13 protein-coding genes are annotated in these 13,971 nt (G+C 65.6%); 8 read left to right on the top strand and 5 right to left on the bottom strand.

Going from position 1 to position 13,971, the window contains the following annotated elements; all coding sequences use genetic code 11:
* The first annotated feature begins 93 nt into the window (after positions 1-93).
* Together BBTA_RS07570 and BBTA_RS07565 are read left to right on the top strand one after the other, a co-directional pair.
* Positions 94-1,335, top strand: coding sequence for an acyltransferase family protein (locus tag BBTA_RS07570; protein ID WP_041750449.1), 1,242 nt, complete (start codon positions 94-96; stop codon positions 1,333-1,335).
* Between the two features lie 306 nt (positions 1,336-1,641).
* On the top strand, positions 1,642-2,394 hold the full coding sequence (locus tag BBTA_RS07565; RefSeq protein WP_012041878.1) for a Crp/Fnr family transcriptional regulator: 753 nt from the start codon (positions 1,642-1,644) through the stop codon (positions 2,392-2,394).
* Between the two features lie 20 nt (positions 2,395-2,414).
* Here BBTA_RS07565 and BBTA_RS07560 read toward each other — a convergent pair whose 3' ends face one another.
* Positions 2,415-3,161, bottom strand: a complete 747-nt coding sequence (locus BBTA_RS07560; protein WP_012041877.1) for a Crp/Fnr family transcriptional regulator — start codon at positions 3,159-3,161, stop codon at positions 2,415-2,417.
* A 176-nt stretch (positions 3,162-3,337) separates the two neighbouring features.
* On the bottom strand, positions 3,338-3,556 hold the full coding sequence (locus BBTA_RS07555; RefSeq protein ID WP_012041876.1) for a hypothetical protein: 219 nt from the start codon (positions 3,554-3,556) through the stop codon (positions 3,338-3,340).
* A 59-nt stretch (positions 3,557-3,615) separates the two neighbouring features.
* Here BBTA_RS07555 and BBTA_RS07550 point away from each other — a divergent pair, with 59 nt between their 5' ends.
* A complete protein-coding gene (locus BBTA_RS07550; RefSeq protein ID WP_244424387.1) occupies positions 3,616-5,124 on the top strand; it encodes a sensor histidine kinase in 1,509 nt (502 codons plus the stop codon).
* Between the two features lie 139 nt (positions 5,125-5,263).
* Positions 5,264-5,536 (top strand): hypothetical protein, encoded by a 273-nt coding sequence (locus tag BBTA_RS07545; protein ID WP_012041874.1) that lies wholly within the window; start codon positions 5,264-5,266, stop codon positions 5,534-5,536.
* Positions 5,537-5,569: 33 nt separating this feature from the next.
* On the opposite strand, the gene galE is transcribed toward BBTA_RS07545, so the two are convergent.
* Positions 5,570-6,565, bottom strand: coding sequence for a UDP-glucose 4-epimerase GalE (galE, locus tag BBTA_RS07540; RefSeq protein WP_012041873.1), 996 nt, complete (start codon positions 6,563-6,565; stop codon positions 5,570-5,572).
* Between the two features lie 292 nt (positions 6,566-6,857).
* Between galE and BBTA_RS07535 the strand changes: the two genes are divergently transcribed.
* Genes BBTA_RS07535 through BBTA_RS39955 form a run of 3 tightly spaced genes read left to right on the top strand, consistent with a single transcriptional unit; the run spans position 6,858 to position 9,818 of the window.
* Positions 6,858-7,991 (top strand): HlyD family secretion protein, encoded by a 1,134-nt coding sequence (locus BBTA_RS07535; protein ID WP_012041872.1) that lies wholly within the window; start codon positions 6,858-6,860, stop codon positions 7,989-7,991.
* Complete coding sequence (locus tag BBTA_RS07530) at positions 7,978-9,615, top strand: MFS transporter (protein WP_012041871.1); 1,638 nt, start codon at positions 7,978-7,980, stop codon at positions 9,613-9,615. Before BBTA_RS07535 ends, BBTA_RS07530 begins: the two co-directional genes overlap by 14 nt.
* A 29-nt stretch (positions 9,616-9,644) precedes the next feature.
* Positions 9,645-9,818: a porin gene (locus tag BBTA_RS39955; RefSeq protein WP_244424386.1), complete on the top strand. Its 174-nt coding sequence runs from the start codon at positions 9,645-9,647 to the stop codon at positions 9,816-9,818.
* 480 nt (positions 9,819-10,298) lie between these two features.
* Here the strand turns inward: BBTA_RS39955 and BBTA_RS07525 are convergent, their stop codons facing one another.
* Both BBTA_RS07525 and BBTA_RS07520 read right to left on the bottom strand, forming a co-directional pair.
* Complete coding sequence (locus BBTA_RS07525) at positions 10,299-11,774, bottom strand: M81 family metallopeptidase (RefSeq protein ID WP_012041870.1); 1,476 nt, start codon at positions 11,772-11,774, stop codon at positions 10,299-10,301.
* Positions 11,775-11,892: 118 nt separating this feature from the next.
* Positions 11,893-12,510: a TetR/AcrR family transcriptional regulator gene (locus tag BBTA_RS07520; protein ID WP_012041869.1), complete on the bottom strand. Its 618-nt coding sequence runs from the start codon at positions 12,508-12,510 to the stop codon at positions 11,893-11,895.
* A gap of 189 nt (positions 12,511-12,699) precedes the next feature.
* Between BBTA_RS07520 and BBTA_RS07515 the strand changes: the two genes are divergently transcribed.
* Positions 12,700-13,932, top strand: coding sequence for an efflux RND transporter periplasmic adaptor subunit (locus BBTA_RS07515; protein ID WP_041750447.1), 1,233 nt, complete (start codon positions 12,700-12,702; stop codon positions 13,930-13,932).
* Positions 13,933-13,971: the final 39 nt, after the last annotated feature.

Below are 13,971 nucleotides of genomic sequence, written 5' to 3'. Positions count from 1 at the left end.
AGAAATCGGCTGACCGAATTCGTGATCCGGCACGCCGGACGCAGCCCGCGCAGGCACAGAGCAAGGCATCGCCTCTCCTGCGTCGAGGACCCAATGACCACCGCGAACGCCCCCTCCGAACGCCTGCACGCCCTCGATGCCGTCCGAGCCTTTGCCCTCCTGCTCGGCATCGTCCTGCATGCCGCGATGTCGTTCCTGCCGTCTCCCACACGATTCTGGTTCATCGAGGACACCCATCAGAGCCTGGTCCTGAGCGGCGTCACCTTCGCCATCCACGTGTTTCGGATGACCACCTTCTTTCTAATGGCCGGCTTCTTCGCCCGCATGAGCTTTCACCGGCGCGGAACGCCGGGGTTCATCAAGGATCGCCTGCTTAGAATCGCGCTGCCGCTGGTGGTGGCGTGGCCGATCGTGTTTGCGCCGATGGCCGTGTCGGTGATCTGGGCAAGCCAGTTTCCGCATGGCGGACCGCTGCCCGGCGCGGCCGGCTGGCCGCCGGTCCTGCCGCGCTTTCCGCTGACCCATCTGTGGTTTCTCTACGTGCTGATCGAGCTCTATGCCGCCGCGCTGCTGCTGCGCACCGGCGTGGTCACGATCGACCGCGCCGGCCGGATTCGCATGGCTATCGATCGGCTGTTCGCGGCGATCATGACAAGCCGGCTTGCGCCCGCAATCCTTGCTCTGCCGATCGGGCTTGCGATCAGCCTCGATCCGAAATGGGTCGGCTGGATCGGGATCCGTACGCCGGACCAATCGCTGATCACCAACGGTCAGGCCTGGATCGCCTATGGCAGCGCCCTTGCCGTGGGCTGGCTGCTGCACCGGCAGATCGGGCTGCTGCGCCAGCTGGAACGGCGCTGCCTGCTCAACACCGCCATGGCGATTGGCCTGATCGCGCTGAGCTACGGGTTGGCATTCGCCGTGTCGATGGTCGCGACGCATGTCGTCGCGGCGCCGGTCAGTCTCCCCATGATCAGGCTTGCCGGCGCCATCGCCTATGCGCTGGCGATCTGGACGACGAGCTTCGCCGCGATCGGCTTGGCGCTGCGCTTCATGGCCGGCTTCAGCCGCACGCGGCGCTACCTCGCCGACGCATCCTATTGGCTCTATCTCATCCATATGCCGATCGTGATGGCGCTGCAGTTGGCGGTCTCGCAGTTCGACTGGCCGTGGCCGGCCAAATACGCGCTGATCCTGCTGGTTGCGATGCCGCCGATGCTGGCGAGCTATCACCTGCTGGTGCGCGGCACGATCATCGGCTGGCTCCTGAACGGCCGGCGTCCCCAGCCCGACGGCGCACCGCGCAACGCCGCAGCAGGGCCAGCATCGGGTTGAGCCGTGTCCCGGATCTCCGACGTCCGCCGCGGCCCTTGAAACGTCTAAGTCACAAGCTCAGGGTCGAACTCTATCGCCGCGAAGCGTTGTCGCCGACCGGCTTTTCCGGATAGCGTGCATTAACTAAGTGGTCCCCCCGCCCGATCACCGGAACCCTAAACTACCGCGTGTACCAGCGCCGGGATAGTATCGCCGCGCTATCAAGTGGTCGACAAAGGCGCTATAATTACATTCACGCCTGCGCCACTCCGACGCCGCGGTCCGGCCTTGGAGTCACCAGCACTCGCGTTTCACCCGGGAGAACGCATGGCGAAACAACTCATTGCAAAATCGCCGACGGCCGCAAAGCCGTCGACCAAGCCAAAACTCACTTTCGATCCGTCGGTATTTCTGAAAACCGATGGCCCAGGCCGCACAGTCGGGAAGTATCGCAAGGACCAGCCGATCTTTTCGCAAGGCGCCGCAGCGGATGTGCTGTTCTACATCGTCTCCGGCACGGTCAAGATCGTCGTCCATTCCGAGCAGGGCAAGGAGGCGGTCATTGCGCTGCTCGGACAGGACGACTTCTTCGGCGAGGGGTGCCTGGCCGGCCAGTCTCACCGGCTCTCGGCAGCGACGGCCATCACGGACAGCGAAATCCTGCGGATCACCAAGCCCGTCGCGCTGAAGACCCTGCGGGAGCAGCCGGCGTTTTCCGAGGTGTTCGTGTCGCACATTCTCGCCCGCACGATCCGCGTCGAGGCCGATCTCATCGATCAGTTGTTCAATTCGAGCGAGAAGCGCCTCGCGCGGGCCCTGCTGCTATTGGCCAATTTCGGCAATGACGGCAAGCCGCAGCGGGTCATCGCGAAGGTCAGCCAGGAGATGCTGGCCGACATGATCGGTACCACGCGCTCGCGCGTTAGTCATTTCATGAACAAGTTCCGCAAGATGGGCTTCATCGACTACAACGGCCACCTCGTGATCCACAGTTCGCTGCTGAACGTCGTTCTGCACGACCAACCGCATATTGCGGGCGTGAAGTCGGTGGAAGGCAAAGGTGCGCTGAAGGGCTTATGATTCATCCAGCGCCACAATCATCATAGCAACTGATTCCGTACTGCCGACGCCGGTGGTTTCAGGAAGGCATCGAAACGTTGCTTGACGATGGCATAGCATTCGCACGACGCCTGCTCGAGACCGCGCCGGTCTAACACCTGGATCGTGCCGCGACGATAGCTGATCAGTCCGGCCGCCTGCATGGATTGCGCGGCAAGCGTCACGGACTTGCGATTGGCTCCGAGAATCTGCGACAGGAACTCGTGTGTGTAAGGAAGCACCGCGCCTTCGGCCCGGTCGTGCATCATCAGCAGCCATCGGCAGATGCGCTCTTCTGTCGCATGCATGGCGTTACAGGCGACCGTCTGCTGAACCTGGGACAGCAGCGTCTCCGAATAGCTGACAAAGAGATTGCGCACGTGCTCGCTGTCGTCGAACTCGTGCTGCAGGAGCTCGATCGGACACCGGACGGTATGGCCCTCGAGCTGCACGATGCAGCGGTTAAACGAGGTCCGACTGTACATGGCGGCGAACAGGCCGAACGCCCCTTCGCGACCGATATTGGCGGTCTCGATGGCATCGCCGTTCTCCAGCACGGTCAACAGCGACAGCACCGATCCTCTTGGGAAATAGGCATGCCGGAGCGGTCCACCGGCCTCGCAGACCGCGGCGCCGAGCTTGAAGTCGACGGGCTCGAGGTGTGGATCGATACGGCGACGGCTCTCCGGCGCCAGGGCATCGAGCAGCTGATTGCTCCGGAGATCGCGGTCGGTTTGCGCTTTGATCATTCCAACGTTGCCAGACAGCCAGGAAGGGACGGAGACCACGGCGCCGAGGCGGCACCGCACGTCGATCCCCCTGTTTGAGCGCTCTCGTCCGGCAGATCTGAGCACAATTGCTCACAAGCCGACGATCGCAACCGGTATTCTATTCTCGATTCGCGCCTTCCACCTCCGTGTCGATATTATTGCGCCGGATCGTCGGAGCCGTCGCCCGGTGTTCCGGCCGCCCGGTCGGTCCAGAAGGCGGCCATACGCAGGCAATGCGTCTGCAACTCCGGATCGAGCGAATCACGCGCAAGCTGCGTGAATTCCGCCGCCAGGCGCAGGCATTCCCGGCTGAAATTGAGGTCGTTGACGGATCTGGACAGGAATGCCCCCCTTCGACGGGTTCCATCTGTCACATGGCTCGCCGCTCGCTGTCGGTGGGCCACACCACCGAGCAGCGCAAAATCGTGCCTCGATGATCGGCCGCGACACATCCGTCCGCACGGACGACCAGCACCCGCTCCCCTGCTTCGGCGCGGGGTTCCACAAAATTCGGGGCTTGTCCGCTTTTGCTCAGACTCCACAAGACGCCGCCAACAGAATGCGCGCACGCTGTCAAAGCGTAATCGCCAGCCAGCAACGAGGGATCTCTGAATCGGGGTGCGTTCCTTTTGGGAGACTACGCGTGTTGAAACATTCGAGCCAAAGCTCCGCCTTTCCGGTTTTTCTCGAGCGCGCAGGCGGTCGCAACGAACTCCGCGACGACAGGCTCACGAAGCAATCCGTGCTCGCCGAACTCGCCCGCATCGCGTTACAGACCCGCGACATCCACATCCTTCTTCAGCGCGTCATCGCGCTCTGCGCCAGGGGCCTCGACGCACCGTTCGCAACGGCGATGGAATTCATGACGGCCGATCAGAGACTGTTGGTGCGTGCGGGACACGGTTGGCCGGGCTCGATCAAACAGGTCGCGTTCGTCGTGGATAGCAGGTCATCGGCTGGACGCGCCTTCGAGACAGGTGACGTCATCATCAGCAATCGCGCCTCCCTCGATGGCCGCTTCGAGACCCCTCAGCTTCCGGTCGATCGCAGCATCAAGAGATCAATCAGCGTCCGGATCGAACGCGGTGGACAAGGTGGCGGCTATTTCGGCGTGCTCCAGGTCGGCAGTCCGGACCCCGGCCGCTTCGATGAGGCTGACGCCGCCTTTCTCACCCGAGCAGCCGACATCGTCGGGATCGCCATCGAGCGCCTGCACGAGGAAGCCCGGCTTCGGGAAGCCCTGGATCATCAGGCCATGCTGACGCGCGAAATGAGCCATCGCGTCAAGAACAGCCTCGCCTCCGTCGTTGCCATGCTCCGCGTCCAAGCGTTCGGGGCCGGCTCGGTCGAAGCCAAACAGGCCCTCGGCGAGGCAGGATCACGCGTGGCGGCCATCGCCCAGGTTCATGACCATCTGTCGCGGGCGTCCCGGATCGGCTCCATCGACGTCGACGTGTTCCTCACCGACTTCTGCAAGCGGCTGCAACTTGTGGCAGGAGCGCATGTCCTGCGCTGCGACGCCGACCCGATCCGGCTTCCCGCCGATCTTGCCGTGCCTCTCGGCCTGCTGATCAATGAGCTGGTCAGCAACGCCGTGAAACACGCCTACCCTGGCCAGGACGGGCCGATCGATATCTCCGCCCGTGACGTCGGCGGTTGCCTGCAGCTCAGCGTGGCCGATCAGGGTGTCGGACTGCCTGCTGGTTTTGATATCGATCAGACACGCACGAGCCTCGGATTCCGGATGATCAACGGGATGGTCCAGCAGCTCCACGGCTGTCTCAAGGTCAGCGCGAACCAGCCGACCGGCACGCGCGTGCTGTTCGAACTACCGATCGTCCACCAGGCCGCCGCTGGTGCTCCGGCGGAACCCATCACCGCGGAGGCATCGTCGGAAGATCCCACGCTCCTGGCACCGTCGCGGGGACAGTCCAATGTCTAGCGTCGACCTCAGCAATTCCACCTGGAAGGAGACCACAGCGCCGCGCGCCGTTGTGCGCGACATGGTCACGCCGTAGCGCCCGCGCGCCGGCGCCTCGGCATTTACCGGGCGGAAAGAGTTGCTGACGTTGAATGCGAACATGGCACAGTTGCGCATGGAAGTTCGCGATTCGGCCGGCACCAACCTGCCGGGCTATGGCGACGCATTCTTCGACCTCAGGCTCCCCGGCGACCATTGCCGCGTGGCGCAGAACCTGCTCCGGATGATTCGCGGCGACGATGTCCGCTCGCCGGTCCACAGCATCCATTTCTTCCGCGATGGCGCCGAGATCGGCCGCTGGTCTGTCGACGACGAGCACGCGGAGATGGGCTTCATGGACAAGCGCGCGCATACGCCGCCAGCGGCGGCGTAAGGCCGCGCCAGCCGGCGCTCAGCTCGCCACCGCTCACGCGATGCGCGGATGCGCCTTCTGGTGCCAGGCCCAGGCCGAGCGGATGATATGGCCGAGATCGGATCGGCGGGGTTTGAAGCCGAGCTCCTGCTCGGCGCGACGCGGGTCGGCCACCAGCACCGGCGGATCGCCGGGACGGCGCTCGCGATACACCAGCGGCACCTGCTCGCCGGTCTCGTTGCGGATCGCATCAACGATCTCACGCACCGAATAGCCGCTGCCGGTCCCGAGATTATAGGCGCCGCCGCGATGCCCCTCCATCAGGCGTCCGATGGCCGCGATATGGGCCGCCGCCAGATCATCGACATGGATGTAGTCGCGCACCGCGGTGCCGTCCGGCGTCTCGTAATCGGTGCCGAAGATCGCGAAATCGGGCACATGGCCGAGGATCGCCATCAGCGCGCGCGGAATGAGATGCGTCTCGGGGTCGCGCAGCTCGCCGATCGCGCCTGAGGCGTCGGCGCCGCAGGCATTGAAATAGCGCAGGGCAATCGCCGAGAAGCCATAGGCGGCGCGATAGTCCGACAGGATCTGCTCGATCATGTATTTGGAGCGGCCATAGGGATTCACCGTCGGCCCCGCCGCGCTTTCCGGAATCGGCTCGCGCCCGGCATTGCCGTAGACCGCGCCGGTCGAGGAAAACACCAAGCGGGTGCAGCCCGCCTCGCGCATGCCCTGCAGCAGGCCGAGCGTGCCGGCGACGTTGTTGAGGTAATATTTCTGCGGGTCGGCGACCGATTCCCCGACGGCGCTGGATGCCGCGAAATGCATCACAGCCTGGACGTCGTATTGGCGGATCGTGCTGGCGACCTTGATGCTGTCGGCGATGTCGCCCACCACCAGCGGCCCCCATTGCACGAAGCTGCGGTGCCCCAACGTCAGATTGTCGTAACAGATCGGCGTAAAGCCTGCGTCTGCGACCGCCTTGCTGCAATGAGCCCCGATATAGCCGGCCCCGCCGGCGATCAGGATCGCGCCCTTCGTACCCATAACTCTTTGTATCCTTAATCGAGGCGCGGAAAACCTGCCGGCCCCGCGAAATGCCGGACAGTAGAACAGCCGCTCGCCAGCACCAAGTACAGGTTGCGCGTGTCGTTAATCTGCAAGCCCGGATCGGCTTGATCAAACGTCCAATCGCCCGCCGCGCGCACGGGTTCCAATCGCGCAGGCTGGGCTGTTTGAACTTTCCGCGCATGCCTCCCAGCCGCGCGTAAAGGTGGCACGCGGCGCAGAATGGGCTACCACTAGCGGGACGAGCATTGGACGGCGCGGGAGGCATGTCGTGAGCGAAACATCGAGCAATGTTGACGCGGCATCGCGCACGGCATCGACACCACCGTCCTCTGCCGCGCCGACGGCAGGCCTATGGGCGCGTCTGGCCATTCCGCTGCTCGCCGTGATCGTCGCGCTGGCCTTCGTGGCGCTGGCGACCTTGCGCTGGAACGCCTGGACCGGCACTGCCACGACCCAGACCACCAACGACGCCTATGTCAGGGCCGACCTCACCCAGTTGTCGAGCCGCGTCGCCGGCGAAGTGCTTAAGGTCGCGGTCAGCGACTTCCAGCGGGTCAAGGCCGGCGACCTGCTGATTCAGATCGATCCGGCCGATTACGAGGCCCAGGTGTCGCAGGCCGAAGCCACCGTGGAAGCGGCGCAGGCGGCGCTCGACAATCTGAGCAATCAGATCGAGCTGCAATATGCGACGATTGCGCAAGCCGAGGCGCAGCAGGTGTCGGCCGGCGCCGCCGAGGTGCAGGCGCGGCAGGAGGAGGAGCGCCAGCAATCGCTGTCGCAGAGCGAGGCCGGCACCCGGCAGCGGCTGGAGCAGGCCACCGCCGCCTATGCCAAGGCGCAGGCCGACGTCCGCGCGAGCCGCGCAGTGATTGCCGCGCAGCGCCATCAACTTGAGGTGCTGACGGGCACCAAGAAGCAGCGCGGCGCCGACCTCGCCGGCGCCAAGGCCGCGCTCGCCGCCGCCCGCCTCAAGCTCGGCTATACCAGGATCACCGCGCCGTTCGACGGCGTCGTCGGACAGCGCCAGGTGCAGGCCGGCGACTACGTCAATGTCGGCAGCAGCCTGATCGCGGTGGTTCCGCTGCCGCAGGTCTTCATCGTCGCGAACTACAAGGAGACGCAGCTCACGCATGTGGCGCCGGGCCAGCCGGTCGACATCACCGTCGACACGTTCCCGGGCGAGCAGATGCATGGCCGCGTCGAACGCATCGCGCCGGCCTCCGGCTCGCAATTCGCGTTGCTGCCGCCCGACAACGCGACCGGCAATTTCACCAAGGTCGTGCAGCGCATTCCTGTGCGCATCGCCCTCGATCCGAACCAGCCGCTGTTGGCGCGGCTGCTGCCGGGCATGTCGGTCGTGACCCATATCCACACCGCTGGCCGCACCGATGGCGCCAAGTGAGAATGCAGGCGAGGCGGACCGCGGGCCGCTGTCGCGCGGCGGGCTCGCGGCGCACCCGTTGTTCGCGGTCGGGGCCGTCCTGCTCGGCTCGTTCCTCGCCAATTTCGACAGCCGGCTGACCTCTGTCGGCCTGCCCGATCTGCGCGGCGCGTTCTCGCTCGGCTTCGACGAGGGCGCCTGGCTGTCGACGGCCGCGATCGGCTCGCAGATCCTGATCGCGCCGGCGGTGGCCTGGCTCGCGACCGTGTTCGGCCTGCGCCGCGTGCTCGGCGTCCCCAGCCTGGTCTATGCCGCGCTCTCCCTGATCATCCCGTTCGTGCGCGACTATCCGACCCTGATCGTGCTCGCGATCCTGCACGGCATGCTGCTCGGCACCTTCGTGCCGGCGACCCTGATGATCATCTTCCGCAACCTGCCGATCCGCTGGTGGCTGCCGGCCATCTCGATCTATGCGATCCGCGTCGGTTTCGCGCTGGACACATCAACCTCGCTGGTCGGCTTCTATGTCGAGCATCTCGGTTGGCAATGGCTGTATTGGCAGAGTGTCGTGCTGGCGCCGCTGATGGCGCTGATGGTGTATCTCGGCACACCCGCCGAGCCGGTCAACCGCACGCTGCTGCGCAACGCCGATTGGGGCGGCATGCTGCTGCTCGGCAGCGCGGTTTCGATGATCTATGCCGGGCTCGACCAGGGCAACCGGCTCGACTGGCTGCAATCCGGCACCGTGGTGGCGCTGCTCGGCGGCGGCGCCGTGCTGTTCGTGCTGTTTCTCGTCAACGAGGCGCTCTCCCCGCAGCCATGGGCGCATTTCAACGTGCTGTTCTCGCGCAATATCGGCCTGTCGCTGGCCGTGATTCTCTTGTACACGCTCACCAGCCTGTCGAACGCCTCGCTGGTCCCCAATTTTCTCGCCACGATCACGCAGCTCCGTCCCGAGCAGAGCGGCTCGCTGCTGCTGGTCTACGGCGCGCTGCCGCTGATCGTGCTGGTGCCGCTGTCGATCTGGATGTTGCGCCATCTCGATCCGCGCATCGTGGTCGTGCTTGGCCTCGGCGCCTTTGCCGCCGCCAATCTGCTCGGCACGCAGCTCACCCATGCCTGGGCACGCGAGGACTTCATCGTCATCGTGCTGTTGCAGTCGTTCGGCCAGGCCTTCACCCTGCTGCCGATCATCATCCTCGCGCTGTCGAACTCCGACCCGGCGCGCGCCACGTCGTTTGCGGCCTACATCCAGATCATGCGGCTCGGCGGCGCCGAGATCGGCGTTGCGCTGATGGGAACCTGGCTACGGGTGCGCGAGCAGGTGCATTCGGCCTATCTCGGCCTCAACATCCAGAGCGGTGATGTCGACGTCGCCCGCGCGCTGCAGCGGCTGACCGGCTATTTCGCGAGCCACGGGACAGGACTGGCCAAGGCCCGCGCGGTCGGCACCCTTGCCGCGCAGGTTCAGCGCGAGGCCAATGTGCTCGCTTATCTCGATGCGTTCTGGCTCTGCTTCTGGCTGGCGATCGCCGCGCTGGTGCTGACCGCCCTTATCACACGCGCGCCGCCCGGTCCGTTCTCACCGACGCCGTTGGGCCTCAGGACGAATTGGCTGCGGCGCTTCCGGGTGAAATTTACATAGATAAGTTCCAAGGCCGTGAGTCCTCTCAGGTGATTGCCGCGCGCATCGCCGCTGACCGACAGAATATCCACACCGCTGGCCTCAATTGGTATGTCAGCGGCGACATCCGTTTCATGGTCGCACGGCAGGCGCGCGCGACGAGCGCGGTCAACACCGGCCCGAAGTTCGACGCGGTCGGCTTCCGCACTCAGGTGGCGTTCTGAAGCCCGCTTGCGTCCGTGGCACGACAAGCCTCGCCGACAAAAGGCCCAGCACAAGCCGGGCCTTTGCGTTTACGAATGGCGGGCCGCAGCCATCGTGGCAGCGCGTACGTCCGCTGGATGTAGTGAGCGCTCGCCGCGACGTACGACATCTGGCCGTGAACGAAACGGGCATCATGAGTCGCAGCCGATTCGGACGCGGTTCGTTCCGGCCGCGTTCCGGACGTTAACGTCGCAATCCGCAGCGTTGCACGATGGGACATCGTCCCATGAGCGCTGCGGCAGGCCGTCTTAACCCTTTGGCGACCGGGCCAGACGCAGCTTTCCCTCGCAACGTCTGGATATCGTAGGTCGCAACGGTATGCCGCGACATCTAGCCGTGAACAAACGCCATACCGTGATGCGCAGCTGATTCGGGCGCGGTTCGTTCCAGTCGCGTTCCGAACGTTAACGTCACGGTGGGCAGCGTCGCACTGTGGGACATCATGCGCGTGTGGGTTGCGGCAGCTCATCGAGCGGCCATTTCGGACGCTTGATCTTTCGGTATGGCAACGTCGTCACGTCGCGCGCGACCACGCCGGGCGCATCGACCATGATGATGTCGGCCGCGATCGGCGCAAAGGCGGCGCGAAAATGCTGCGCGGACTTCACCACGACGAGCTTGCGCGTCGCCGGATCGCAGCCGAGCTGGGTCAAAAAGTCTCTGCCGAAGGCCTGGCAGCGGAATGTCGTGATGACGACCTCGACGCCAGCGGTCGCGATCAGCGCGCAATCACCGAGCTTGGCCGGCGTGCCGGCGAGCCCCGTCATCACCATGTTCTCCTTCAGCGCCTTGATCTCCCAGGTCGCATCCACGGGATCACCGGACAGCGGTCCGATCTTGCCGCCGATGCGCAGTGGCAGTTTTGCGCCGATGCCGGCATCGAAGGCGATGCGCACCGCGATCGGGTCCCACATCGGGCCGACGCAGACGTTCTCGATCTTTCGTTCGAGCACGCGGCGCAGGATGAAGGTGGAATCGCCGGGCGCGCCGCCGCCGGGATTGTCGCTGGCATCGCCGAGCACGATGGTGCCGTCTTTGGCCAAGGCCTGGTCGAGCGCGGCGTCGACGCCCGGCATGCGTTCGGTGACGGCCTCGCGCATGCCGATCAGCTCGTCGGCGAGCTTCCGTGCCAGCGCCTGCGCCCTCGCGCCATCGGGATCGACGGCGGCATCGCTATAGACCAGCACCTTGGTGCCCATCGCAGGCGTGTCGCCCCAGCCGAAGCCGTGCACGATCGACACCGAGACGATGCCGTCCTTGCCTTCCAGCGCGGTGAGGCGGTCGACGAAGCTGCGCACCGGCTCGCGCGTCGTGTGCAGCGTCACGATCATGTCGGTATCGACCAGCGCCGATCGCAGCTTGAGCCGCTTCTCGGCCAGCTCTGTGCAGAGCTTCACCAGGTCCTGCGCGCGCTCGAGGATGTCGGTGTGCGGATATTCCTTCCAGCAGATCAGGAGATCCGCGCTCTTGACCATCAGCTCGCTCATATGGACATGCGGATCGAGCGTGGCGCCGATCACGACATCAGGGCCTGCGATCTCGCGGATGCGCGACAGCAGCTCGCCCTCGCAATCGTCATAGCCGTCGGCGATCATTGCGCCGTGCAGGCCGATCAGCGCCATGTCGATCGGCAGCGCCGCCCTGAGATCGGCAAGGATCTGGTCGCGCAGCGTCTCGAAGGCCGCGCGGGTGACAAGCCCGTTCGGGACCGCGGCAGCCACGAGGCCCTCGATCAGCGTCCAGCCTTTCGACGGCCCGACCTGCCGCGCCGCCCACAGCGGCCCGCCATGCATCTGCATCTTGTCCGGATGCTGCCCGGCCGGGAAATACGCGCGCTCATGGAAGGTGGCGAGCCCCGTCGGCATCGGCGCAAAGGTGTTGGTCTCGGTGGCGAGGGCGGCGGAGAAGACACGCATGAAGAATGGCTCTTGGTTCGCGCAATGACGATGAATGCGGCCGCAGGGGATCGCATCGCGTCCAGGAGCACAAGACAGCGCGACGGCAGAGCGCCCGTCGCCCAGCGCATGAGATCAATCAGTTCGCGGCGATGGGGGCGCGTACCGACTGCTCCTCCACCGACCTGATCGCCACTTCGGCCACCTGCGCCAGGGCCTCGCGGTCGGCGCCGGAGGACGCCATCACGCTCATGCCGGTGATGACGGCGGAGACGTAGCGGGCGAGCGCGGCGGGATCGGCGGCTTCGGCCAGATCGCCTTCGGCCTTCGCCCGTTCGAATCGGTGCCGGAGCTGCTCCTCGGTCTGGGCGCGGCGGGCAGCAAGCTCGAACGGCACGTTCGCCGAGCCGGAGCCGCAGGCGAGGCCGCCCTGCACGAGCAGGCAGCCGGGCGGATTGGACGGATCGGTCTGCTTCTCGGCCACGCCCATCAGCATCCGCGCGGTGACCTCGCGGGCGGTCGGCGCGCTCAGCACCTCTTCCATCCAGGCCTCGCGGCGCGCGGTGTAGCGATCGAGCGCGGCCTTGAGCAGGGCCTCCTTGCTGCCGAACGCGGCATAGAGGCTGGGCGGGTTGATGCCCATGGCCTCGGTGAGCTGGGCGATGGTCGCGCCCTCATAGCCATGCCGCCAGAACACCTCCATCGCCTGGTCCAGCGCGGTGTCACGATCGAATGTCCTCGGACGTCCGATGGCCATTTGCAAAACTCCTGTTCCCGTCGCCGCCCCACCAGATTTTTATCTATTTGCGATTCCTAGCCATTTCTTTGATCTGTCGCAGTCGCCAAAGTTCCATCTAGGATTTTCGTAGCATCCGATACATAAGTCTCTTGCGAACGAGTTGCCAGCGCCACATTTGTAGCGAGCACTACAATATGGAGCGCGCCAATGCCCTCGTCCGAAATTCGTTCCCCTGGCCGTCTAAAGCGGTGGCTGAGCACCGTCGCCGCAGCCGGCATGGTGATCGCCGCCGGCTCCTATGCCGGGTCGCATTACTTCAACATGAGCCCTGCGCCACAGGCCGCCCGCGCCGCCGCGCCGGAGCAGGCGGTCGCCGTGACAGTCGCCGTGGTCGAGCCACGCAAGGCGAGCCTGTGGGACGAGTTCTCCGGCCGGCTGGAAGCGGTCGAACGCGTCGAGGTCCGGCCGCGCGTCGCCGGCGCCATCCTCTCCGCCAATTTCACCGAAGGGTCGCTGGTGAAGGCCGGCGACGTCCTGTTCAAGATCGATCCCGCGCCCTACGCCGCCGAGGTCGACCGTGCCCAGGCGCAGCTCGAGGCCGCGCGCGCCCGCGCCGCCTTCGCCGCCAATGAGCTCGAGCGCGGCGCGCAACTGGTCGGCAATTCGATCGTGACGAAGCGCGATTACGACCAGCGCGACAACGGCAACCGCGAGGCGATCGCCAACGTCAAGGCAGCCGAAGCGAGCCTGCAGACCGCGAAGCTCAATCTCGACTACACGCAGGTGCGCGCTCCCGTCGACGGCCGGGTCGGACGCATCGAGGTCACCGTCGGCAATCTCGTCGCCGCGGGCTCGGCGTCGCCGGTGCTGACCTCGCTGGTGTCCGTCAACCCGATCTATGCGAGCTTCGACGCCACCGAAGAACTGGTCCTGCGCGCCTTGAGCGCGATCTCCGACGGCTCAGGCAAACGCGGCAATCTCGATCGCATCCCCGTCGAAATGACGACGTCGGGCGGCATCACGGCCTCCGGTCACATCCAGCTGATCGACAACCAGGTCCAGGGCCAAACCGGCACCATCCGCGTCCGCGCCGTATTCAAGAACGAGGACGGCCGGCTGATTCCCGGTCAGTTCGCCCGCGTCCGCATGGGCCAGCCGCAGCAGCAATCCCTCGTGCTGCTCGACGAGCGCGCCATCGGCACCGACCAGGACAAGAAGTTCGTGATGGTGGTCGGCGACGACGAGCGCGCGGTGTACCGCCCGGTGACGCTCGGCGGCAGCGTCGACGGCCTGCGCATCATCTCGGCCGGCCTGAAGCCCGGCGAGCGCGTGGTCGTCAACGGCCTGCAGCGCGTACGGCCGGGGGCGTTGCTGAAGACGCAGGTCGCCGCAATGGGCGCGCGCGATGGCGCCGACGCGACGCAACTGGCGCAGCGCTGATCATGATCGGCCGACACGGTCACCGCGCGCGCCATGCCC

Origin of the sequence: Bradyrhizobium sp. BTAi1 (assembly GCF_000015165.1) — a bacterium.
Taxonomy (GTDB): domain Bacteria; phylum Pseudomonadota; class Alphaproteobacteria; order Rhizobiales; family Xanthobacteraceae; genus Bradyrhizobium; species Bradyrhizobium denitrificans.
The sequence above is the reverse complement of the archived record's forward strand: the minus strand, read 5'-3'. Positions and strand labels throughout refer to the sequence as shown.